The following is a 22,311-nucleotide window of genomic DNA, read 5'->3' as shown; positions in this document are numbered from 1 at the left end:
CCGTGGGGACAATGGTGGGGCGGGTACGGCTTCGAGTATCCGCCCGCTGGGTGGGCGGCCCGCAGGTGGGTCGCGGAATACGGGTAGAGAAGGAGTCGTTCGCAGCATGGTGGACCAGCTGACGAAGACCGCCAAGCCGCGCCTGCGGATGATGGCCGTGCACGCGCATCCGGACGACGAGTCGAGCAAGGGCGCCGCCACGATGGCGCGCTACGCCGCCGAAGGCCACGAGGTGCTGGTCGTCACGTGCACCGGTGGCGAGGCGGGCAGCATCCTCAACCCGGCCATGGACCGGCCCGAGGTGCTGGCGAACATGAGCGAGATCCGCCGCGAGGAGATGGCCCGCGCGGCCAAGATCCTCGGGGTGAGCCAGCGCTGGCTGGGCTTCGTCGACTCCGGCCTGCCGGAGGGCGACCCGCTGCCGCCGGTGCCCGAGGGCTCGTTCGCGGTGGTGCCGCTCGAGGAGTCGACCGAGGCCCTGGTGCGCGTGATCCGGGAGTTCCGCCCGCACGTCATCACGACGTACGACGAGAACGGCGGTTACCCGCACCCCGACCACATCCGCACGCACGAGGTGTCGATGGCGGCGTGGGACGCGGCGCCGGACCCGAGCCGCTTCCCCGACGCGGGCGAGCCGTGGCAGCCGCTGAAGCTGTACTACATGCACGGCTTCTCGAAGGCCCGGATGATGGCCTTCGACGAGGCGCTGAAGGAGGCCGGGCTCGAGTCGCCGTACACCGAGTGGCTGGCGAAGTGGGACCCCGACCGCGCCGATGTGATGGAGCGGGTGACGACCCGCGTCGAGTGCGGTGAATACTTCGAGGTGCGGGACGAGGCGCTGAAGGCGCACGCCACGCAGATCGACCCGAACAGCCGCTGGTTCTTCGTCCCGTTGGAGATCCAGCGCCAGACTTGGCCGACCGAGGAGTACGAGCTGGTCAAGTCGCAGGTCGACAGCACGTTGCCGGAGGACGACCTGTTCGCCGGCATCGGCATCGAGGAGAAGGTGAACACATGAGTCTGACGCTGCCGGCCGGCGTGGCGCTTCCGGTGACCGCGTCGGCCCTGGTCTTGACGCAGCAGCCGGGTGACGGCGACAACGGCGGGCAGGGAGAGGACTTCGGCAAGTCCTCTCCGGTCGGCTTCCTGGTGCTGATCCTGTTCCTCATCGCGGTGGCGTTCCTGGTCCGCTCGATGACGAAGCACCTGAAGCGCGTCCCGGCCAGCTTCGACGACCCGCCCGCGGAGGAGACCGCCGCGGAGCAGCCCGAGGCGAAGGCCGACGAGCCGGCGGCGGCCGAGAAGCCCGCTTCGGCGGACTCCCCGGCCACCAAAGCCGACAGCTAGCTCACAGCGCAACCACGGCCGGCGCCCCAAGGCGGCCTTGGTTGCTCCACCGATGCCCCCACCGCCACCCTCAACGGAGGCGCTACGCGCCGCAGTGCTGATTCAGCGCACCGAAGGCCGCCTTGGGTGCGTTGGACGCACCGAAGGCCACATTGGGGCGCTGCTCAGAGCCGCGGGTCCACCGGATCCGACTCCAGGGCGAGCACCGCGAACACGCACTCGTGCACCCGCCACAGCGGCTCGCCCCGCGCTATGCGCTCCAGGGCCTCCAGCCCCAGCGCGTATTCGCGCAGCGCCAGCATGCGCTTGCGGTTCAGCCCGCGCTTGCGCAGCCGCTCGAGGTTCTCCGGCAGCGTGTAGTCCGGCCCGTAGATGATCCGCAGGTATTCACGCCCGCGGACCTTCACCCCCGGCTGGACCAGCCCGCGCGTGCCCCGGGTCAGGTTGGCCGCCGGCTTGACGACCATGCCCTCGCCGCCCGACGCCGTCAGCTCCTCCCACCACGCGACCCCCTGGGCCACCGACGCGGCGTCCAGCAGGTCCACCGCGAGGGTCCGCGTCCGCTGGAAGCGCGGGCCCGCGAGGCCGTCCAGCACCGAGAGGTGCCACGAGTGCGGCCGGTCGTGGTAGGTCGCTCCCTCCGACGCCAGCAGCTGGAACGGCGCCAGCCGCACGCCGTCCAGCCCCGACGTCGGCCAGCAGTACCGCCGGTACGCGTCCCGGTAGGACTCCACTGTGGACGACCGGGAAGACGTGCGTGCCAACAGGTCCGAGACGTCGATGCCCCGCGCGGACGCCGTCGTCAACGCCGAGACCGCCGCCGGAAGCACGGCCTCGGCGGCCGCCCCCACCGAGGCGTACTGGGAAGAGATGAGCGAGCCCGCCTTCGCACTCCACGGCAGCAGCTCGGTATCGAGCAGCAGCCAGTCCGACTTCAGCTCGTCGAACAGCCCGGCCGCCGCGGTGCGCACGTCGGTCAGAAGCGCATCGTTCTGCGAAGCCGGGAAGAACGGCCGCCCGGTGCGCGTGTACACCGCGCCGCCGCCCTCGATGCCGAACCGGGAGACGCCGCTGTCCCGGCACACCAGCACCACGGCCCGCGAGCCCATGTGCTTCTCCTCGCACAGCACCGACTCCACACCCGCCGCGCGGTACTCGGCGAACGCCTCCTCGGAACGCTCCAGATAGTCGGAGTGCGACGACGTCGAGCACGGCGCCATCGTCGGCGGCAGGTAGGCCAGCCACCGCGGGTCGACCGCGAACCGGCTCATCACCTCCAGTGCCGCCGCCGACTGCTCCGCCGAGACGCCGACGCGGCCGTGGTGCGCGGTCTGCACGATCCGCTTCCCGGTGACGTCGGCCAGCTCCAGCACCGCCGGCTCGCGCCCGCCCAGCGGCCGCGACGCGTCGAGCGGCCGCGAAGGCTCGTACCAGACGCGGTGCGCCCGCACGGAGACGACTTCCCGCTCCGGGTAGCGCAGCGCGGTCAGCTTCCCGCCGAACACGCACCCCGTGTCGAGGCACATCGTGTTGTTGACCCACTCCGGTTCGAGCGTCGGGGTGTGCCCGTAGAGGACCATCGCCGACCCGCGGTAGTCCCGGGCCCACGGCAGCCGCACGGGCAGGCCGTACTCGTCGGTCTCGCCGGTCGTGTCGCCGTAGAGCGCCATGCTCCGCACCCGTCCGGACGCGCGCCCGTGGTACCGCTCGGGCAGCCCGGCGTGCGCGACGACGAGGTTGCCGCCGTCGAGGACGTAGTGCGCGATCAGCCCGTCGCAGAACTCGTGCGCCTGCCGGCGGAACTCCTCCGTCTCGGCGTCGAGCTGCGCCAGCGACTCCGCGAGCCCGTGGGCGGCGTTGACCTTCCGCCCGTGCAGCGCGCGCACCAGCTTCTGCTCGTGGTTGCCGCACACGACCAGCGCGGTCCCGGCCGCGGCCATCCCCATCACCCGCCGCAGCACGCCCGGGGTGTCCGGGCCGCGGTCGACGAGGTCGCCGACGAACACCGCGGTCCGCCCGGCCGGGTGGACGCCGTCGACGTACCCCAGCTCGGCCAGCAGCTCCTCGAGCTCGGCCGCGCAGCCGTGGACGTCGCCGATCACGTCGAAGGGCCCGGTCAGCTCGCGCTTGTCGTTGCGCAGCGGCTCGAAGACGATCTCCGCCTCGGCCACTTCGGCCTCGCCGCGCAGCACGTGCACGCGCCGGAAACCCTCACGCTCCAACGACTTCAGCGACCGCTGCAGCTCGCCGCGCTGGCGCCGGATCACGTGGTCGCCGAAGTCGCGGTCCGGCCGGGAAGCGTTGCGCGCCGCGCAGACCGCGACCGGCAGGTCGAGCACGATCGCCGTCGGCAGCACGTCGTGGTCCTTCGCGAGCTTCACCAGGCTCGCCCGCGACGCGCGCTGGACGTTCGTCGCGTCGATGACGGTCGTCCGCCCGGCCGCGAGCCGCTTCGCCGCGACGTAGTGCAGCGCGTCGAACGCCTCGGCCGACGCCGACTGGTCGTTTTCGTCGTCGGCGACGAGCCCGCGGAAGAAGTCGCTGGAGAGCACCTGCGTCGGCGCGAAGTGCGTGCGCGCGAACGTCGACTTGCCGGAGCCGGAAGCGCCGACGAGCACGACGAGCGACATGTCGGGAACGGTCAGCTTCACGCGGTCACCTCCTCGTGGGTGGTGAAGACCGCCAGCTGGGTCGGCGGTCCCGATTCCTGGTCCTCCGGTCCGATCGGCAGGTACCGGACGTCGTAGCCGCGCCGGGTCGCGACGCCGTCCGCCCAGGCGCGGAACTCGGCTCGCGTCCATTCGAACCGGTGATCGGAGTGCCGGAAATGCCCCATCGGCAGGAACTCGAACAGCCGGTTGTACTCCGCGTTGGGCGTCGTGACGAGCACCGTCCGCGGCGCCGCGACCCCGAACACGGCGTGTTCCAGGGCCGGGAGCCGCTCCACGTCGACGTGTTCGACGACCTCCATCAGCACGGCGGCGTCGTACCCGGCCAGCGCCGGGTCGGCGTAGGTGAGCGCGGACTGCCGCAGCGTGACGCGGGAGCCGTCCTTCAGCCGCTTCTCGGCGACGTCCAGGGCGCTCGCGGAGACGTCGACGCCGACGATCTCGGTGAACGACCGGTCCTGCTCGAGCACGCGCAGCAGCGCGCCGGTGCCGCAGCCCAGGTCCAGGACTCGCCGCGCGCCCGCGGCCCGCAACGCGGCGAGCACGCTGCCGTGGCGCTGCGACGCGAGGCTCTCCGGGCGGTCCGGCACCTCGGTCACCACCGCCTCGGCCTCCGCCGGGACGTCGTCGGCCTCGGCCAGCCGCGAAAGCGCGTAGTGCACGACCGGGCGGCGCCGCTCCAGGTAGCGGGTGGTGATCAGCGTCCGCTCGGGGTGCCCGGCGAGCCAGCCTTCGCCGGCGCGCAGCAGCTTGTCGGCCTCGTCCTGCCCGACCCAGTAGTGCTTGCCGCCGTCGAGCGCGGGCAGCAGGACGTAGAGGTGGCGCAGCGCGTCGGCGACGCGGTGCGTGCCGGTGAGCGTCAAGTCGACATAGCGGCTCTCGCCCCACTGCGGGAATTCCGGATCGAGCGGGATCGGCGCGGTCGCGACGCGCCAGCCCAGCGGCTCGAACAATTTGCGCACCACTTCGGCACCGCCCCGCGCGGACAGCGACGGCACCCGGATCTCCAGTTCGAAAAGCTCGTCGACGAGTTCCGGACGCGCGGCGCAGCGGCCCGCGAGCGCTGTCGTGAACGCGCCCCGCAGCGCGACCGCGAGGTACGAGCCACCGGCGTACGGCCGGTCGTTGACGTACTGCGTCAGCGAAGTCCCGCCCCCGCGCACGAGCGCGACCGGGTCGATTTCGACGAACAAGGCGACGGTGCAGCGATCTTCCGACGCCTCCGGGTAGAAAACGTGCGCCGAACCGGCCGACAACGCGACCGACTGCGCTTTCTCCGGGTGCTTGTGCAGGAGAAAACCCAAGTCGGTAGCGGGGTTCCGGGTCGTCGAGATCGTGAGCAGCACGTGCCCAGTGTGGACGATGACCGTCTCCGGCGCGTCCCGTTTTTTGGCAGAAACGGACAGTTGACGATTCTTCGGACGTCGGGCAAGCTGGCGTCAGCACTGGGGGAGAGGCCGGGGGGCCAAGTTGACGTTTCTCGAAGAAGTCGCTGCGCTGCTTGAGGAACTGGGGCTGGGGAACTACGAATCCACCGGAACCGGCGGGGACATCTTCCTGCTCGCCATGCCCGCCACCCCGGACGCCGCGCTCGTCCTGAGCCGGCTTCCCGGCGCCGAGTCCGACGCGCGGCTTCCCTACGACGAACCCGTGGTCCAGATCCGCGTGCGCGGTGTCGCGAAGAACGCCGTCGCGGCCGAGGCGAAGGCCCAGGCCGTTTATGACGCCGTGCACGGACTGGGAAACCGGCGGCTGCCCGGGAACACCTGGCTCGTCTCCAGCGTCGGCACGCAGGCCGGCCCGGTCTACGTCGGACGCGACGCGGGCGACCGCGACGAATGGTCGGTCGCGCTGCGGATGGAGCTGCACCGGCCCGTCGGCAACCGCGCCTGAACCTCGCTTTTCCGCATCGCACAAGCAGTATCGAAAAGGGGAGCGTCGATGCCCACTGTCAAGATCAACGCCCGGGACATCATCATCCAGGTCGCCGAGACGAACGGCACCACCTGGACGCCGATCGGGGGCCTCAACTCCGCCGTGCCGAACGCCGGCGAGAACGAAGAAGTCGTCGACACCACGACGTTCGACTCGGCGGGCAACTACGAGCAGGAGGTCATCCAGCGCGGCGCGACGCTCGCCCTGGAAGGGTTCCTGCTGAAGGACCCCACGAACGGCTCGCAGGACCCGGGGCAGGCGCGCGTCGAGGCGCTGGCCACGCAGGTCGGGTTCGCCAGCGTCGGCAAGATCCGCTTCCGGCACCCGGTGGACACGCAGTGGAAGGTCTGGAACGCGACCTTCAGCCTCGGCGAGCACGGCGGTGGCAACAACGACAAGTACGCCTGGGTCGCCACGGTCACCCGGTCCGGCCCGTCCGCCACCGCGGCCGTCAGCGCGAGTGTCGCGGAGGACGGCGAATGACCGAGCCGACCGGCGTCCCGGACGCCCAGCTCACCGTCGACTACGACTTCGACGAGGCCTGGCGCGAGCGCAAGGCGGCCCGCGTGGCGCCGCGCATCCGCATCCTCGGCAAGGTCTACACGCTGCCGCATTCCCTGCCCGCCAAGCTGATCCTGTTCGCGGTGTCCGCGAAGAAGAACGGCCGGGCGGCCGCGGACGAGGTCAGCGCCGAAGAGGCGTTCGACATGCTTTCCGCGTTGCTGGGCGAGCAGAACCTGGTCGACATCCTCAACCGCGGCCTGGAGATCGACGACCTGCCCGACGTGCTCGGCACCTGCCAGCAGCTCTACCAGAACCGGCAGCAGAACCCGGGAAACGGTCAGGCCCCCGCGCCGAGCGTGACGGGGGCGACGGCGAACACGCCATCCGCCTGATCCTGCGCCACTGGCGGCTGCTCTACGCGGACTGGCGGCGCGAGTACGGCCGCGACCTGATGGCCGACCTCGACGACGGCCTGTCCTGGTGGGAGTTCGCCGCGCTCGTTTCCGGGTTGTCCCCGGAGAGCGTGTGGCGCCAGGTGACCAAGGACGAGCCGGTCGAGGTCGACGGGGAGACGGCCCGCTCGGTGATCGGCAACCTGTAGGGAGGGGGTGTGCGATGGCGTTGACGATCGGTGACTTCACCGCGAACCTGAGCATCAACGACGAGCAGTTCAAGGCCGTGCTCGGCGAAATGCAGAAGAAGTTCGACGAAGCCAAGAACTTGATGCTCAAGAGCGCCGACGATTGGGGCGCGGGCGTGTCGCAGCGGCTGAGCGCGGCGCACGGCCCGGTGGTCGGCACCGCGGCGAACATCGGGATCCAGGCCGCGACGGCGCTGGGCGGCGGGCTGCTGTCGATCCTCAGCGGACCCGTGATCGCGTTGCTGGGCCAGGGAATCCAAGCCGGCTTGAACGCGGCGCTCGGCTTCATCTCCCAGAACTTCCAGCCGGCGCTCGCCGCGGTTTCCGGGTTCATCTCCGGCACGGTGGTGCCGGTGTTCCAGGCCCTGGCGAGCTGGATCGAGGCCAACAAGACCCCGATCATGATCGTGGGCGGCGCGCTTCTCACGTTCTTCTTGCCCGCGCTCGTCCAAGTCGGGATCCAGGCCGCGATAGCCGCGGCCGGGATGATCGCCTCGTTCGCCACGATGGCCGCTTCGGCGGTGGTCTCGGCGGCCACGACCGTGGCTTCCTGGATCGCCATGTCGACGCAGGCGGCGATCTCCGGCGCGATCTCCCTCGGGACGATGATCCAGCAGGTCTTCCAATGGGGACTGATGGGCTGGGCCGCGCTCGCCACCGCCGCCCAGGTGGTCGGGGCCTGGATCATGATGGGCGTCGAATCGCTGATCGCCGGGGCCAAGATGGCCGCGGCGTGGCTGCTGGCGATGGGGCCGATCCCGCTCATCATCGCCGCGGTCGTCGCGCTCGTGGCGTTGATCATCGCGAACTGGGACACGATCGTCGCGTGGACGAAGGCCGCGTTCCAGGCCATCTGGGACTTCCTCGTGATGGTGTGGAACGCGATCGTCGCGGCGATCCAGGTCGCGATCAACGGCGTCATCGCCGCGATCGGCTGGCTGGGCCGGCTGCCCGGGATGGTGCTCGGCTGGTTCGGCTCGATCGCCAGCGGCGCCGTCGGGAAGCTCGGCGAGCTGCTGTCGTGGCTCGGCGGCCTCCCCGGGATGATCCTGGGCGCGCTCGGGAACCTGGGGAACCTCCTGCTCGACGTCGGCCGGTCGATCCTCGAGGGCCTGTGGAACGGCATCAAGAACGCGGCCACGTGGATCAAGGACAAGATCATCGGGCTGATCAAGGACATCATCCCCGGCCCGATCAAGTCGATCCTCGGCATCAACTCCCCGTCGAAGGTGGCCGCCGAGCTCGGCCGCTGGGTGCCGCTGGGGCTCGCGCAGGGCATCGAGCAGACCAGCGGCGCGGTGGCGCGGGCGTCCACCCAGCTGGCCGGCCTGGTGGCGAGCCGGCTCGGGGACCTCTCGACCGTCCAGCCGCGGGCACTGGCCTTCGCCGGCGCCGGGTTCGCCGCGGACGTGCCGCGGCCGGACCGGGCCGTGGTGCACATCGAGAACTTCTACGCCACACCCAGCCAGACCCCGGCCGACATCGCGGGTGACCTGGACTGGATGTCCCGAGGGGGTGGCTGAGTGAGCGCGGGGGACCTGATCACCGCCGACGGCCAGCTGGAGTGGCGGGGCACACTGCTCGGCTCGGGCAGCCCGTTCCGGATGAGCAAGCTCGAAGGCTGGCTCGACCTGCCGGAGATGCGCGCCGACAACCCCGACCGGCCCGGCCGCCACGGCGGGTTCCAGGGCAACCAGCTGGCCGGTCAGCGCACGGTCACGTTGTCCTACCTGGTCAAGGGCGTGCCGGCGGCCGAGTTCGGCGCGGTCGTCACGACCCTGCGGACGATCACCGCACCGGCGGAGCGGCCGCTGGAGGAGCCGCTCGTCGTGCGGCTCGACGGCGAGAGCTGGCTGGCGAACGCCCGGTGCGTCCGGCGGACCATCAACGTCGAGAAGTACTACGCGCTCGGCTACACCACCGGCGCGATCCAGTGGCAGGCCACGGATCCGCGGCTGTACTCGGTCGCGGAGCAGCGCGACGTCACCGCGCTGCCGTCGCCCCCGGCCGACGGCCTGCCGTTCCCGCTCACCTTCCGGCTGGTGTTCGGCACCGGCAAGCAGGGCGGCCGGCTGCGCGCGGTCAACGCGGGCGGCGCGGCCAGCTGGCCGGTGTGGGAGATCCGCGGCCCGGTCACCGGCCCGGTGATCGCCAACCGGGACACCGGCGAGCGGCTGGTGTTCGACGACACCTTCACCGTCGGGGACGAGCAGGTGCTGACCATCGACACCGACGCGCGGACGGTGCTGCTCAACGGGGTCAACCGGAGCGACCGGCTGCTCACCCGCGGCTGGTTCCCGATCCCCGCGAACGGCGCGGTCCAGGTCGACTTCACCGCCGCGTCCTACGACCCGAAGGCGTCGCTCACCGGGCGCTGGCGGCACGCCATCATCTGACTGGAGGGGGAACACCATGGCCGAGCGCAATTCGTGGGCCGTGTCCGACTCGCCGAACGGCGTCATCACCACCGAAGACGCGCGGCTGGCGCTGAGCGCGGCCCTGCAGTCCGGCCCGGGCCCGGTGCTGTCCCGCAACGGCCTCCGGCCCACCGCCGGAAACCCCGGCCTGGTCGCCGCGGCGTCGCCGACACCGGACGGAACGGTGACCATCCAGCCGTTCCAGATGTTCATGCGCGCGAGCCGCGGGGTCGGCAGCTACGTGCAGACGCTGGACGCGGTCAAGACGCTCGACCTGCTCAAGGACAACCCGGCGCACTCCTCCAACGGGCGGATCGACCTGATCGTCGCCCAGCAGACGGACAAGTTCTACGGCGACACGTCCAACGGCTTCGTGGTCAAGCAGATCGTCGGCGAACCGTCGTCGACGCCGGGGGAGCCGACCCCCGGCGGCGACTACATGCAGCTGGCGCGGGTGCGCGTCCCGGCGGGGACCAGGACCATCACGACGGACCTGATCGACGACCGCCGGCCCGGCTGGGTGGTCGGGCTCGGCGGGATCATGCCGAGCCGAGGGGTCGGCGACCGCGACGGCGTCCACAGCTACAACGGGATCACCACCTACCGGCAGGACAAGCGCTGGCTGGAGATCAACGACGGCGAGAAGTGGCGCGTGCCGAGCCTGCCCGTGTGCACGTCGCTGGCCGACATCCGCGCGATGATCACCGACCCGCTGCCCGGCCAGCTCGTGTTCAGCACGCAGGACAACCTGGTCTACCGGTGGAACGGCGCGGACTGGATCGGCTCGGTCGCCACGGGCGGCGGAGCGGTCGGCACCACCCCGACGGCCACCCGGCACGAGGCGCGCTACGAGACACGCGGGAACGTCCAGACCTTCCCCTCCGGGACGGACACGCGCAGCAGGTTCCCCACCACGGTCTACGCGTCCCCGGATATCACGCCCTCGGCGAACAACGACACCTTCACGCTCAACCGGGCCGGCATCTGGAGCATCGACGCCGCCTTCCGGATGATCGCCCCGATGGGCAGCGGCGAGTACCACACCTACATGGCGATCAGCGACGGCGCGAACACCGCGATCCGTTACACGAACACGATGTCGCGCTGGTACGCCACCTCGCCCGCCACGATGAGCTGCGCCACGACGAACTTCTTCGCGGCCGGGACCACGGTGAGCGTGATCTTCTGGACCGACAACGCCGGGCGGGTGCACAGCGGTGAGTGGGCCAACATCAACCACGTCTCGCTGACCTGGCTGCGGGCCTGAGATGGCGCAGGCCCCGGTCCACACCTACCTGATCTCGGACCTGGTGACGAACCGGACCCTGGCCGAGGTGCCGCTCACCGGCGTCAAGTACTCGAAGAAGCTAGGCGCGTCCGGCACGCTGTCCGCGACGCTGAGCCTGGGCGACGCGCGGATCCGCGCGATCGACCCGTACGACTTGAGCACGCCGGGCCGCCGGGTCGTCTACGTGCTGCGCGACAGCCGCCCGGTGTGGGGCGGGCTGGTGTGGACGCGGAAGTTCGACTCCGAGTCCCAGCAGATCTCGCTGGGGTGCGCGGACTTCTGGTCGTACTTCGAGCACCGCAAGGTGCTGCCGGTGCTCCCGGCGGCCGCGTTCGAAGACCCGCACTTCGTCGCGAAGCAGAAGGTCGAGTGGAAGAACACCGACCAGAACACGATCGCGCGCAACCTGGTCGAGCTGGCGCAGTCGCACCCCGGCGGGAACATCGGCGTCACCTTCCCCGACCGCGACCTCTCCGGGATCCGGCTCGACCGGACGTACTTCGGCTACCAGAACGCCAGCGTCGGCGACGCGCTGCGCAAGCTTTCCCAGCTCTACGACGGCCCCGACGTGATGTTCGACGTCGGCCCGCCCGACCGCGACGGCCGCCCGACCCGGCTCATGCGGCTCGGCACCCCGAGGCTCGGGCAGCAGGGCTCCGCGCACGTCTGGGAGTACGGCGGGAACCTGCTCGGGTACGGCTGGCCGTCGGACGGCACCCGGATGGCCACCCGGACGTTCGCCTCCGGCGACGGGATCGAGACCGGCATGCTCGTCGCCGTCGCCGAGGACCGCGTCCGGTACCCGGACGGCTGGCCGCTGCTGGAGACCGAGTACGGCTACAGCTCGGTCACCGACCCGGACCAGCTGGCCTCGCACGCGCGGTCGGACCAGGCGGTGAGCAGGCTGCCCGTCGTGCTGCCGACGCTGACCGTCCACGGTGGACTCCCGCCGACCGTCGCCGAGATCGGGCTGGGCGACGACGCGCGGGTGGTCATCAAGGACGACTTCCACGCCGGCGGGCTCGACACGCTGATGCGGATCGTCGCGCTCGACGTCACCGTCGGCGACGACGGGCGCGAGGGCGTGGCGCTGACCATGAACCCCCTGTTGGAGGACGCGGCCTGATGGCACAGATCAACCAGCCGTCGAACCTGATCGACCAGGTCGTGGCGCTGCGCCGGGAGGTCGACGAGCTGCGCAAGCGCGTCGGCATCGGCAACGCGACCATCTCCGGCGGCACGTTCACCGTGCAGGACAACGGCGTGATCCGGATGGTCGACCAGGACGGGCACCTGATCCTCTACTTCGGGCCGGGCACCGACGGCAAGCAGATCATCCGGATCCGCCGCGACGGCGGCTCGGACGTGATGTACACGTACACGACCGACAGCGGGCGGCAGTTCTGGGCGCTGACCGACGGCGGCAGCGACATCGTCGCCTCCGACGACGCCGTGTCCGGCAGCGGCCTGGCGCGGCCGTGGATCCCGGTGTCGTTCGAGAAGGTGCGGTTCGGCGACTGGCCGAAGATCACCAGCGCCTCGTTCGAAACGGTGTGGGAGGCCAACTTCCAGAAGACGCACCCGTTCATCCAGCTGTTCACCGTCGAAGGGTGCGAAGGCGCGACCAACGGCGAGGGCCAGGTCGTCATCACCGACGCCGCCGGGCAGGCGAGCGTCGCCGAGTCGTGGTCGCTGGGGCCCGGCCTCGGCCGCAACCGGCGGGGCCCGTACGCCCTGCCCGGGCGGCCCTACGCCGGCGAGGTGCGGGTCGCGGTGAACTACCGCCGGACGTCCGGCACCGGCAACGTCGTAGGCGTCGCGATGGACGCCACCCAGCGCCAGACGTGAACCCGGACCTACGCTGGGAGGCATGAACCGTCTCGCCGATGCGACCAGCCCGTACCTGCTCCAGCACGCGGACAACCCGGTCGAGTGGTGGCAGTGGGGGGCCGGCGCGCTCGCCGAGGCGCGGCGGCGGAACGTGCCCATCCTGCTCTCGGTGGGCTACGCGGCGTGCCACTGGTGCCACGTCATGGCGCACGAGTCGTTCGAAGACGCCGAGACCGCGGCGGTGATGAACGAGCACTTCGTCAACATCAAGGTCGACCGCGAGGAGCGGCCGGACATCGACGCCGTGTACATGGCCGCCACGCAGGCGATGACCGGGCAGGGCGGCTGGCCGATGACGTGCTTCCTGACCCCGGACGGCGAGCCGTTCCACTGCGGCACCTACTACCCGCCGTCGCCGCGGCCGGGGATGCCGTCGTTCCGGCAGCTGCTGTCGGCGGTCGCCGGGGCGTGGCGGGAGCGGCCGGACGAGCTGCTCGACGGCGCGAAGCAGATCGTCGCGCACATCGCCGAGCAGACCGGCCCGCTGCAGGAGTCCGTTGTGGACGAAGCCGTGCTCGCCGGTGCGGTCGCGAAGCTGAAGCAGGAGGCGGATCCGGTCAACGGCGGGTTCGGCGGCGCGCCGAAGTTCCCGCCGTCGATGGTGCTGGAGTTCCTGCTGCGCCACCACGAGCGGACCGGCTCGGCCGACGCGCTCTCCCTGGTGGAGTCGACCGCCGAGGCGATGGCCCGGGGCGGTCTCTACGACCAGCTCGCCGGTGGCTTCGCGCGGTACTCCGTGGACCCTTCGTGGATCGTGCCCCATTTCGAGAAGATGCTGTACGACAACGCGTTGCTCCTGCGGTTCTACGCCCACCTCCGGCGGCGCACCGGCTCGGCGACGGCGTTGCGCGTCGCGTCCGGGACCGCGGAGTTCCTGTTCGGGTATCTGCGGACGGCCGAGGGTGGCTTCGCGTCTTCACTGGACGCGGACACCGACGGCGTCGAAGGTCTGACGTACGTGTGGACGCCTTCGCAGCTGCGTGAGGTCGTCGGTGACGATTCCGCGGCTGAGCTGTTCGGGGTCACCGAGGAGGGGACGTTCGAGGAGGGCGCGTCGACGCTGCGCCTGTTCGGGGACCTGCCGGAACCCCTTCGGGTCAAGTTGCTGGAGGCACGCGCGAAGCGGCCGCAGCCCGGCCGGGACGACAAGGTGATCGCGTCCTGGAACGGTTTGGCGATCACGGCGCTGGCCGAGGCCGGGGTCGCGCTGGATCGTCCACAGTGGATCGAAGGGGCGGTCTCCGCGGCGGAGCTGCTGCTACGGGTGCACCTCGTCGACGGCCGGTTGCGGCGCAGTTCGCGCGACGGCGTCGTCGGGGAGTCCGCCGGGGTGCTGGAGGACTACGCCTGCGTCGCCGACGGGTTCCTGGCCCTGCACCAGGCGACCGGCTCGCCGGAGTGGCTCACCGAGGCGACCCGGCTGCTCGACCTGGCGTTGACCCACTTCGCGTCCCCGGACGTCCCGGGCGCGTACTTCGACACCGCCGACGACGCCGAGACGCTGGTCCAGCGTCCGGCCGACCCGGGCGACAACGCGAGCCCGGCCGGGGCGTCGGCGCTGGCCGGGGCGCTGCTGACGGCGTCGGCGCTGACCGGGCACGCCGACTCGGCGCGGTACCGCGAGGCCGCCGAGCAGGCGCTGCGGCGCGTCGGCGTGCTGGCCGGGCGGGTGCCGCGGTTCGCCGGGCACTGGCTGTCGGTGGCGGAAGCGCTGCAGGCCGGCCCGGTGCAGGTCGCGGTGGTGGGCGCGGACCCGGCGTTGCGCCTGGCGGCGGCGCGGGGCGTGCACGGCGGCGGCATCGTGCTGGCCGGCGAGCCGGACGCGCCGGGCGTCCCGCTGCTGGCGGAGCGCCCGCTGGTGGACGGGTCGCCCGCGGCTTACGTCTGCCGCGGGTACGTCTGCGACCGGCCGGTGACGACGGCCGAGGAGCTGGCCGCCCAGCTCTGATCGCCCTGGGTGAACGCGGTGCTCTTCCGCGACGATTCGGCGTAGCGTCAGCAGCGTTGTAATCATGTAATCGCGGAGGTGGAGTCATGGGACGAGGCTGGAAGGGCGGCCGCGGCTGGCAGCAGGCCGAAGTGCCCCCGGCGGACGACGCGGCGGCCTGGTTCGGCGGGCGGCTGCCCGACGGGTGGTTCACCGGCGCGCCGGAGGTGACGGCCGACCGCGAAGAGATCATCGTGGTGGGCGAGCTGCCCGCGTTGACGGAGGAGTACGCGGACGACGCGGCCCGCGCGGCGGCGGAGGAGGGCCGGATCAGCCGCTACCGCGAGGAGACGCGCGACGAGCGCATCGAGATCGCGCGCCAGGCGGAGCACCGCTACCAGCGCAAGGTGTCGTGGGGCGCGCGCCTGGGCGGGACGACGGCGCTGTTCACGACGCATTCGGCCCCGGTGATGACCCGGCTGCGCCAGCCGGAGCGGCTGGTGCTGGACACACTGGTGGACGCGGGAGTGGCGCGGTCCCGTTCGGACGCGCTGGCCTGGGCGGTGCGGCTGGTGGGCGAGCACGCGGACAGCTGGCTGGGCGAGCTGCGGGAAGCGATGACGAAGGTCGACGACCTGCGCGCGAAGGGCCCCGACCTGGCCTGAACGCGGCAGGGTCGTGAGTGGGGAACAGGGTTGGAACACTGTTTTCCCACTCACGACCGATCCGCTGGCCAACCGCGGCTTCGGCCGTGGGGTGCCGCCCCCTCGGCGGCACCCCACGCCCCTCAGTCGGCGATCAGCACCGGCCCACCCTGGTAAAGGCTCGCCCCGGCCCGCCGGAAGCCACTGGCCTCCCGCTGCCGCCGCACGATCCAGCGGCCCGGCGCGATGCCCGTCGCCCCGTGCTCGGGGTGCACCAGGTACACCGGCGCCGCGTTGTCGATCGCCGCGACCGCGAGCCCCTCGGGGTCCGCGACCTGCGTCGTCAGCTCACACGAGCCGACCAGCGTGTGCGGGTTGGTGCCGTCGCCGCCGCGCACGAGTTCGGCACCCTCCGCCGGCAGCGCGTGCCAGCCGCCGAGGGAGCGCACCGTGCCGGCCATCGCCGACGGCACCACGATCAGGTCACCTTGAGCCTGGAGGCCGTCGATCACGGGGACGTCGACCTGCCGGTCCAGGTGGGCGAGGACGTCCAGCCCGGTCCGGTCGAGCAGTTCTGCGAGAAACATGGGATCACCTCGAGGAGTTCAGGTCCGGCGCCGCAGCTGCGCGTACTGGGCTCCGGTGAGCCCGTACGTCCAGCCGGCGGCGTCCAGAGGACGGTCTATTTCGGTGGGGACGCGCAGCCCGTAGTGCCGGCGCGTGCCGTCGCGCTCGACGGAGCCGTTGACCACCAGCAACAAGCGGGTCGTCGAGCCGTCGTAAAGCCGCAGTTCGCACCCGGGGTTGCCGGGATCGCCGACGCGGTCGAGGAGCTTCAGCCCCGCCCCTTCGACGAACGCCGGCCAGCCGACGCGTTCGATCGCGCACCGGCGCACCTCGACGTTGCGCTCCACCAGGATCCGGTCGGCCGCCGGCGCGTCGATCACCCAGGACGGCACCCGCGTCCCGTGCCACGCGTGCACGGTCCAGCCGTCGGGGAACGCCACCGCGGGGCCGGTCGCGTGGTGCAGCCGGGCCGGGCCGTGCGGGTCGTCGACGCGTTCGGTGCGCATGACCAGCGGCCGTTCGGCGACGACGCAGACGCCCTCCCGCGGCCACCACCAGCCGCACGACCGCGCGAGCGTGGCCCACAGATCCAGTTCGAGAACGTCGTCCGGGTCGAACCGCGCGCCGTCCAGCCGGCGGTGGAGGTCGTACAGCGCGACCCAGTGGGCTTCGTGCTGACCGCGCCAGTGCAGCCCGGCTCCCGTCTTGAGCTCACCGCGCACGACCCCGGCGACGCAGTCCCGGATCGACCGCCGCAGCGCGGGTCCCAGGCTGTCGTTCAGCAATGCCCGCACGGAAACCGCCGTCGGATCCGGCGGCGGCCGGTACCGGTCGCTCCAGGCGCCGGTCCGCCGGTCGAGCCGCTCGCGCAGGGACGTCACCCGGGTCGCGAGGCGCGCTTCGACCGGCGGATCACAACCCAGGGAAAGCGCTTGCGCAGGCGGCATCACCGCGATCGCGGCGGCCGGCGAAGCCTTCCACGAAAACGTCGGCGGCGACGCGCCGGCCAGTGCGTAAAGGCGGGTGATGGCCGCTTCCGCGGCGGGACGATCGGCCGGCTCGGTGCTCAGCGCGTGGCTCAGCCAGGAATTCCGGATTTCGAGGGCCCGTGACCAGAGTCCGGGATCGGGGAAGCGGCGGCCGGGCCGCCGCGAGGCGCTCAACGCGCGAGGGCGCGCACGCCCTTTCGAATCGACATGAGCCGAGGATGGCAGGTGTTCCGTGCGCCACGCAAGTGCGAACTGAACCTGCGGGATCGACGCGGCTGCGGCAGGCTTACTACCAACGAGTAGCAAGTCCTTTCCGGAGGTAGCCGTGGACATCCCCGAAGTGCCGTCGAAGGTGGATCCGGACGCGCTGACCACCGTCCTCGACGGCCGCTGGGCCGAGCTGCGCCGCGGGGTGCGCGCGGAGATGAGCGACGCCGAGTTCCGGGACCCGGTGGACCTCGGCGTGGAGGACCACCGCGCCCAGGTGCTCGACCAGCTGCGCGCCCTCGCCGCAACCGACCGGCCCGCCCTGGGCTTCGACCCGGCGTACGGCGGCGGTGGCGACGTCGGCGCCTCGGTGACGTCGTTCGAGCTGCTCGGCTACGGCGACCTGTCGCTGATGGTGAAGGCCGGCGTCCAATGGGGACTGTTCGGCGGCGCCGTCCAGCTGCTCGGCACCGAGCGGCACCACGCGGCGCACCTGCGCGCGATCATGGACCTGAGCCTCCTCGGCTGCTTCGCGATGACCGAGCACGGTCACGGCTCCGACGTCCAGCACCTGCGCACCACCGCGACCTTTGTGGACGGAGGTTTCGTCGTCCACACCCCGGACGCCATGGCGCAGAAGGAGTACATCGGCAACGCTGCCCGCGACGGCCGGATGGCGGTGGTGTTCGCCCAGCTCGTCACCGGCGGTGAATCCCGTGGCGTGCACGCGTTCCTGGTGCCGATCCGGGACGACGCCGGCGCGCCGATGCCGGGAGTGTCCATCGAGGACTGCGGACCGAAGGCGGGCTTGAACGGCGTCGACAACGGACGCTTGAGCTTCGACCACGTCCGGATCCCGCGCGAGGCCCTGCTGAACCGCTTCGGCGACGTCGCCGAGGACGGGACGTATTCGAGCCCGATCGAGAGCGACAGCCGCCGGTTCTTCACGATGCTGGGCACCCTGATCCGCGGCCGGGTGAGCGTCGGCGGCAGCGCGGGCAGCGCGACGAAACGCGCGCTGGCCCTGGCGATCCGCTACGGCGAGCAGCGCCGCCAGTTCATGACGCCGGACGGCGACGAGGTCGTCATCCTCGACTACCTCGGGCACCAGCGGAAGCTGCTGCCGGCGCTGGCGAAGACGTACGCACTGTCCTTCGCGCAGGAAGAGCTGGTCTCCAAGCTGCACGACATCGACTCGTCGGCGCCCGAGGAGGAGCAGCGCGAGCTGGAGTCGCGCGCGGCCGGGATGAAGGCGCTGAACACCTGGCACGCGACGGCGACGATCCAGGCGGCGCGCGAGGCGTGCGGCGGCTCGGGGTACCTCGCGGAGAACATCCTGCCGGGCCTGAAGGCCGACACCGACGTCTTCACGACGTTCGAGGGCGACAACACGGTGCTGCTGCAGCTGGTCGCGAAGGGCCTGCTGACCAACTACAAGCAGGAGTTCGAGGACCTGTCGCCGCTGGCCACGGCCCGGTTCTTCACCGACCAGGTGATGAGCGCGATCCTGGAGCGGACCTCGGTGCGGAAGGCGCTCGAGTCGCTCACCGAGGGATCCGACGCGGACGTCTTCTTCCGCCGCGAGTGGCAGCTGAAGCTGTTCGAAGACCGCGAGGAGCACGTCGTCGAGGGAGTGGCGAAGCGCCTGCGCAAGGCGGCTTCGGACCCGTTCGGGGTGTTCAACTCGGCCCAGGACCACGTGCTGCGCGCGGGCCGCGTCCACGTGGAGCGGCTGGTGCTGGAGGCGTTCGCGGCGGCCATCGAGCGGTGCGAAGACCCGGACGCCCGCACGCTGCTCGACCGCGTCTGCGATCTCTACGCGCTGTCGGCGATCGAAGAGGACCTGGCGTGGTTCCTGGGCCACGGCCGCCTGACGGCGTCGCGCGGAAAGGCCGTCACCGCGGCGGTGAACGGCCTGTGCGCCCAGTTGCGCCCCCACGCGCGGGCGTTGGTGGACGCGTTCGCGATCCCGGAGCAGTTCCTCGCGGCGCCGATGCTGCGGTCCTGACCGGTGGGTGGCCGGCGTCGGGGGCCGGCCACCCACCGAGGTCCTACTTGCGGTGCTTGCCGTCGTCGTCGGTCACGTCGAACTGCTCCTTGCGGACCTTGCCCGAGACGGTCTGCTCGTCGGTGACCGTCTCGGTCCGCAGGCGCGCCCGCTCGACCGGCACAGTTTCCTTGCGCACCACAGGCTTCTCGGCGTGGAGGACGACGTCCTGCTCGGCCTCGCCGATCTCGGCGCCGCGCTGGCCGTCCTTGATCGGCTCACGCTCGATGCGCACCTCTTCGTGCCGCACGGGGACGGTGACCTGCTGCTCTTCGGTGACGACGTACTTGCGCAGCCGCACGTGCCCGGTCTCGACCTGCTCGGTGCCGACGTTCAGCCGTTCCTCGGAGCGGGTCATCGTGCGGTCGTCGTCCATTTCGGACCGGCCACGCCCCGCGGCCGCCTTACCACGGCCGGCCATGCCCTGGCCCGCGTCGGCCATTCCGGCCTTGCCTTTGCCGGTGCCGCCCATGGCCGGGTCGCGGCCCTGCGTCCGGTCGCCCATCCGGCCGTCCGCCGAGGTCCGCGGCACGGGCAGGCCGTAGTGCTGGTAGAGCTGCGTGCTTTCCTCGGGCGAAAGGTGCCCGTCGGCGTCGATGCGCGGCGCGTCGGAGACGGCGTCCTTGTCGACCTGGACGTGCACGCCGTCCTTGTCGGTGTGCGCGCCCGAGAGCGGGACGAAGCTCTCCTTGGTGCCGAACAGGCCGGTCTTGACGGTGATCCACTCGGGCTGGTGCGTGGCGTCGGCGAGGTAGACGTTGCCGACCTTCCCGAGCTTGTTCCCGGCCGGGTCGACCACGGCACTGTCGATGAGCTCCTGGGGCTGCATGGTCTTGGCCATCGCGGTGCTGCTCCTTTCGCGCGTCGGATCTTCGGTTGAGCCCCACCGTCGGCCGCGCTGGTGATCACGGCAACCGTCGTGGTGCTCCCGTGGGTGACCCCGGAAAGTGGTGGTTTGGCCCGTCGCCCGCTGGCAAGGCGAGGCAGGTCCCCGCAGGTCGAGCGGGGTGTGTACGCCGTGATCGGCCGCGCGGGTGATGGCGCGAAGGTGTACATGTGACCGGCGCCACGTCCGGTGCTGTCACACCGCGAGCGCGCGGGTCGTCAAGGGGGTGAAACCGACGAAGGGAACGGTCATGGAAGCACGGTTCAACATGTTCGAGAACGAGGTCACCACCAAGTTCTTCAAGCGCCTGATCGCGGCGTCCCGCCCGATCGAGGAGTCGTCCCTCCCGAAGGCGACGCAGGAGCTGGTGAAGATCCGCGCGAGCCAGATCAACGGCTGCGGAATGTGCCTGGACATGCACACGAAGGACGCGGCGGCGGCGGGCGAGACGGCGGTCCGCCTGGCAATGGTGGCGGCGTGGCGCGAAGCGGTGGTGTTCACGGAGGCGGAGCGCGCGGCCCTCGCCCTGGCGGAGGAGGGAACCCGCCTGGCGGACAACCACACCGGCGTGACCGACGAGACGTGGTCCGAGGTCCGCAAGCACTACGACGACGAGCAGATCGGCGCGCTGGTCTGCCTGGTGGCGGAGATCAACACGTGGAACCGGCTGAACGTGATCGTCCGCAACCCGGCGGGCGAGTACCAGCCGGGGATGTTCGGCTGAGTGGTGCGAGCTGGGGACTTCCAGGGGGAGGTCCCCAGCGGCGGCCTAGGCGTACATGGCCAGCCAGATCGCGATGATCTGCTCTGGGGTTCTTCTCGACCTGCGCTTGGGTGACTTCTAGGTACGCTGAGCTGCGGTTTTGTCTGTCATCAGTTCTCGCGGGTGCTTGCCTCTTCCTGACCTCTGACGGCCTGGAGACGGCCTGGCGGACCCCGCCACACCCTGCCCTGCATCCCGATACGAAGCCTCCACGCGGCCGGTGGTGCCGGGTCAAGACACGCTTCATCGTCTTGACGCGGTGCTACCGGCCGTTGTCACGATCAGGCGTCGGGATGGAGGTCTCTTACGACGGTCCGTAACAGAGATCGACTCTCAAGCGACCCGAATGTAACCACCGCTCGTAGCTCGTCGAGGAGGCCGGATGGCTCAGGGGACTCGTGTGCCGCCGCCGCGCGGCGCTGCGCCAGGTGACCCGCTGGCGGCCGCACCGCCCGGCCGGCAGGCGAAGCGGAGCGGCAGCCCGCCGTGTCGGAAGCGGATGCGGCCGCCCAGGCGAGGGGCTACGTAGGCGACAGGCGCGCCGCCAGCGGCGGCGCGCCCTTGATCCCATAGAGCCAAGTTCGGCAACGTGTACGGGAGGGTCGATGCGAAAGACGGTGAGGTTCTACGAACTTCGTTGCATCAAGAAAGATCGCGGCGTTGAGACGTTGGTTGACGTGAAGGGTGATTTCTGGGCCGCGTTAGGTGCTCGGGTTGGGAACCTTCAGTATGAGGATAGGAAGATTTCTACGCGCGGCCGCAAGCTGTACGGTGAGTGCAGAGAGAGTAAGTCGCCGGCAAAGAAGTACTTCTATGTCGGCGGTGTAAGGAACAGATCCGAATGGCCTGACGCAATCAATGACGACACCGGTCAGGTTGACTCCCTCAAGACGGTCGATGTGAACGCAGATCTCATTGAGCCTACCTTTATGGTCCCCTTCGGTGTGAGTAATCAGATTGCTGTTCTTTCCATGTCGTTCTCTTCGCCTCGGGTTTCGGCCTTGGAGACGTGGGTAAGTGGGGTTTCGGGCCGGCAGTCGGGAATTGACGGCTATGCATTGATCCCGGTCATTAACCGGCGTGTGGCTGAAAGACTTCAGCAAGCTTCAGGGGCAATGGCTTTCCGGGTGAAGGTACAAGCTGACGCGGAGATTCCCGAGAGTGGTGGTGGTGTCATTGGGGAGGCTGCGCGCGTTGCGAGGCAAGTTTCGACGGATACCATGATCGAATTGGGCTGGTCGTTGGGGAATCGCCATGGCACGCCGGAGACGAAATCGGAGATGCTCGGGGCTGCCCGTTGGGTTCGCTCTGACTGGGTGAAGCAGGCGAAAGTGACGCTAGAGTTGCCGGACGGAGACGGCTTCACGCGGGAGAGGTACGACCTCATCGAAGAAGTGTTCACGTCTGTGCAGAACTTCGACATCCCAGCAGACTTACCTCCCTCGGAAATGTCGGTCCTCACTGGTATAGATGAGGCGATCGAGAGCTTCCGCCGGGAGTTCTCGTAGGCGGGTGTGTCCTGCCGCGGCCTGGGGCGACTTGGAGGGTGCACGTGCCGGAGCGTGGAGTGACTGTTCGGAGATCAACTATC

At 70.6% G+C, this 22,311-nt stretch carries 21 protein-coding genes; 16 read left to right on the top strand and 5 right to left on the bottom strand.

Annotated elements, in window-relative coordinates; all coding sequences use genetic code 11:
• Positions 1-106 precede the first annotated feature (106 nt).
• Positions 107-1,018 (top strand): mycothiol conjugate amidase Mca, encoded by a 912-nt coding sequence (gene mca, locus AB0M83_RS35395; RefSeq protein ID WP_364523855.1) that lies wholly within the window; start codon positions 107-109, stop codon positions 1,016-1,018.
• The gene (locus AB0M83_RS35390) at positions 1,015-1,347 is read left to right on the top strand and encodes a hypothetical protein (RefSeq protein ID WP_364523853.1); all 333 of its coding nucleotides are present in this window, start codon (positions 1,015-1,017) and stop codon (positions 1,345-1,347) included. The genes mca and AB0M83_RS35390 overlap by 4 nt, the downstream gene beginning before the upstream one ends.
• Before the next feature lie 164 nt (positions 1,348-1,511).
• Here the strand turns inward: AB0M83_RS35390 and AB0M83_RS35385 are convergent, their stop codons facing one another.
• Together AB0M83_RS35385 and AB0M83_RS35380 are read right to left on the bottom strand one after the other, a co-directional pair.
• Positions 1,512-3,998 carry a polynucleotide kinase-phosphatase gene (locus tag AB0M83_RS35385; RefSeq protein ID WP_364523851.1) on the bottom strand — a complete coding sequence of 829 codons (2,487 nt, stop codon included), beginning with the start codon at positions 3,996-3,998 and terminating at the stop codon, positions 1,512-1,514.
• A complete protein-coding gene (locus AB0M83_RS35380; protein WP_364523849.1) occupies positions 3,995-5,362 on the bottom strand; it encodes a 3' terminal RNA ribose 2'-O-methyltransferase Hen1 in 1,368 nt (455 codons plus the stop codon). Before AB0M83_RS35380 ends, AB0M83_RS35385 begins: the two co-directional genes overlap by 4 nt.
• Before the next feature lie 124 nt (positions 5,363-5,486).
• On the opposite strand from AB0M83_RS35380, the gene AB0M83_RS35375 reads away from it, so the two are divergent.
• From AB0M83_RS35375 to AB0M83_RS35325, 11 genes are all read left to right on the top strand, one after another.
• A complete protein-coding gene (locus AB0M83_RS35375) occupies positions 5,487-5,909 on the top strand; it encodes a minor capsid protein (RefSeq protein ID WP_364523847.1) in 423 nt (140 codons plus the stop codon).
• Positions 5,910-5,957: 48 nt separating this feature from the next.
• Positions 5,958-6,434 (top strand): hypothetical protein, encoded by a 477-nt coding sequence (locus AB0M83_RS35370; protein WP_364523845.1) that lies wholly within the window; start codon positions 5,958-5,960, stop codon positions 6,432-6,434.
• Positions 6,431-6,847, top strand: coding sequence for a hypothetical protein (locus tag AB0M83_RS35365; protein ID WP_364523843.1), 417 nt, complete (start codon positions 6,431-6,433; stop codon positions 6,845-6,847). Before AB0M83_RS35370 ends, AB0M83_RS35365 begins: the two co-directional genes overlap by 4 nt.
• A 59-nt stretch (positions 6,848-6,906) precedes the next feature.
• Positions 6,907-7,056, top strand: coding sequence for a hypothetical protein (locus AB0M83_RS35360; RefSeq protein WP_284750608.1), 150 nt, complete (start codon positions 6,907-6,909; stop codon positions 7,054-7,056).
• Between the two features lie 14 nt (positions 7,057-7,070).
• Positions 7,071-8,618, top strand: a complete 1,548-nt coding sequence (locus AB0M83_RS35355) for a hypothetical protein (protein WP_364523841.1) — start codon at positions 7,071-7,073, stop codon at positions 8,616-8,618.
• Positions 8,619-9,491: a hypothetical protein gene (locus tag AB0M83_RS35350; RefSeq protein ID WP_364523839.1), complete on the top strand. Its 873-nt coding sequence runs from the start codon at positions 8,619-8,621 to the stop codon at positions 9,489-9,491. It begins immediately after the preceding gene.
• A 16-nt stretch (positions 9,492-9,507) separates the two neighbouring features.
• Complete coding sequence (locus tag AB0M83_RS35345; RefSeq protein WP_364523837.1) at positions 9,508-10,779, top strand: hypothetical protein; 1,272 nt, start codon at positions 9,508-9,510, stop codon at positions 10,777-10,779.
• A 1-nt stretch (position 10,780) separates the two neighbouring features.
• Positions 10,781-11,926: a hypothetical protein gene (locus tag AB0M83_RS35340; protein ID WP_364523834.1), complete on the top strand. Its 1,146-nt coding sequence runs from the start codon at positions 10,781-10,783 to the stop codon at positions 11,924-11,926.
• A complete protein-coding gene (locus AB0M83_RS35335; protein ID WP_364523832.1) occupies positions 11,926-12,648 on the top strand; it encodes a hypothetical protein in 723 nt (240 codons plus the stop codon). Before AB0M83_RS35340 ends, AB0M83_RS35335 begins: the two co-directional genes overlap by 1 nt.
• A gap of 22 nt (positions 12,649-12,670) precedes the next feature.
• Entirely contained in the window at positions 12,671-14,638 is a 1,968-nt protein-coding gene (locus AB0M83_RS35330) for a thioredoxin domain-containing protein (RefSeq protein WP_364523830.1), read from the top strand.
• A gap of 86 nt (positions 14,639-14,724) precedes the next feature.
• Positions 14,725-15,282, top strand: coding sequence for a hypothetical protein (locus AB0M83_RS35325; RefSeq protein WP_364523828.1), 558 nt, complete (start codon positions 14,725-14,727; stop codon positions 15,280-15,282).
• A gap of 122 nt (positions 15,283-15,404) precedes the next feature.
• On the opposite strand, the gene AB0M83_RS35320 is transcribed toward AB0M83_RS35325, so the two are convergent.
• Entirely contained in the window at positions 15,405-15,848 is a 444-nt protein-coding gene (locus AB0M83_RS35320) for a hypothetical protein (RefSeq protein ID WP_364523826.1), read from the bottom strand.
• 18 nt (positions 15,849-15,866) lie between these two features.
• On the bottom strand, positions 15,867-16,991 hold the full coding sequence (locus tag AB0M83_RS35315) for a DUF6745 domain-containing protein (protein WP_364523824.1): 1,125 nt from the start codon (positions 16,989-16,991) through the stop codon (positions 15,867-15,869).
• 151 nt (positions 16,992-17,142) lie between these two features.
• Here AB0M83_RS35315 and AB0M83_RS35310 point away from each other — a divergent pair, with 151 nt between their 5' ends.
• The gene (locus tag AB0M83_RS35310) at positions 17,143-19,032 is read left to right on the top strand and encodes an acyl-CoA dehydrogenase (protein WP_364523822.1); all 1,890 of its coding nucleotides are present in this window, start codon (positions 17,143-17,145) and stop codon (positions 19,030-19,032) included.
• A gap of 43 nt (positions 19,033-19,075) precedes the next feature.
• Here AB0M83_RS35310 and AB0M83_RS35305 read toward each other — a convergent pair whose 3' ends face one another.
• Positions 19,076-19,912, bottom strand: a complete 837-nt coding sequence (locus AB0M83_RS35305) for a PRC and DUF2382 domain-containing protein (protein ID WP_364523820.1) — start codon at positions 19,910-19,912, stop codon at positions 19,076-19,078.
• A 295-nt stretch (positions 19,913-20,207) separates the two neighbouring features.
• On the opposite strand from AB0M83_RS35305, the gene AB0M83_RS35300 reads away from it, so the two are divergent.
• On the top strand, positions 20,208-20,681 hold the full coding sequence (locus AB0M83_RS35300) for a carboxymuconolactone decarboxylase family protein (protein WP_364523818.1): 474 nt from the start codon (positions 20,208-20,210) through the stop codon (positions 20,679-20,681).
• Positions 20,682-21,325: 644 nt separating this feature from the next.
• Positions 21,326-22,228 carry a hypothetical protein gene (locus tag AB0M83_RS35295; protein ID WP_364523816.1) on the top strand — a complete coding sequence of 301 codons (903 nt, stop codon included), beginning with the start codon at positions 21,326-21,328 and terminating at the stop codon, positions 22,226-22,228.
• Positions 22,229-22,311: the final 83 nt, after the last annotated feature.

Source organism: Amycolatopsis sp. NPDC051106, from assembly GCF_040682775.1.
GTDB lineage: Bacteria > Actinomycetota > Actinomycetes > Mycobacteriales > Pseudonocardiaceae > Amycolatopsis.
This window is presented reverse-complemented; position numbering and strand designations above follow the sequence as displayed.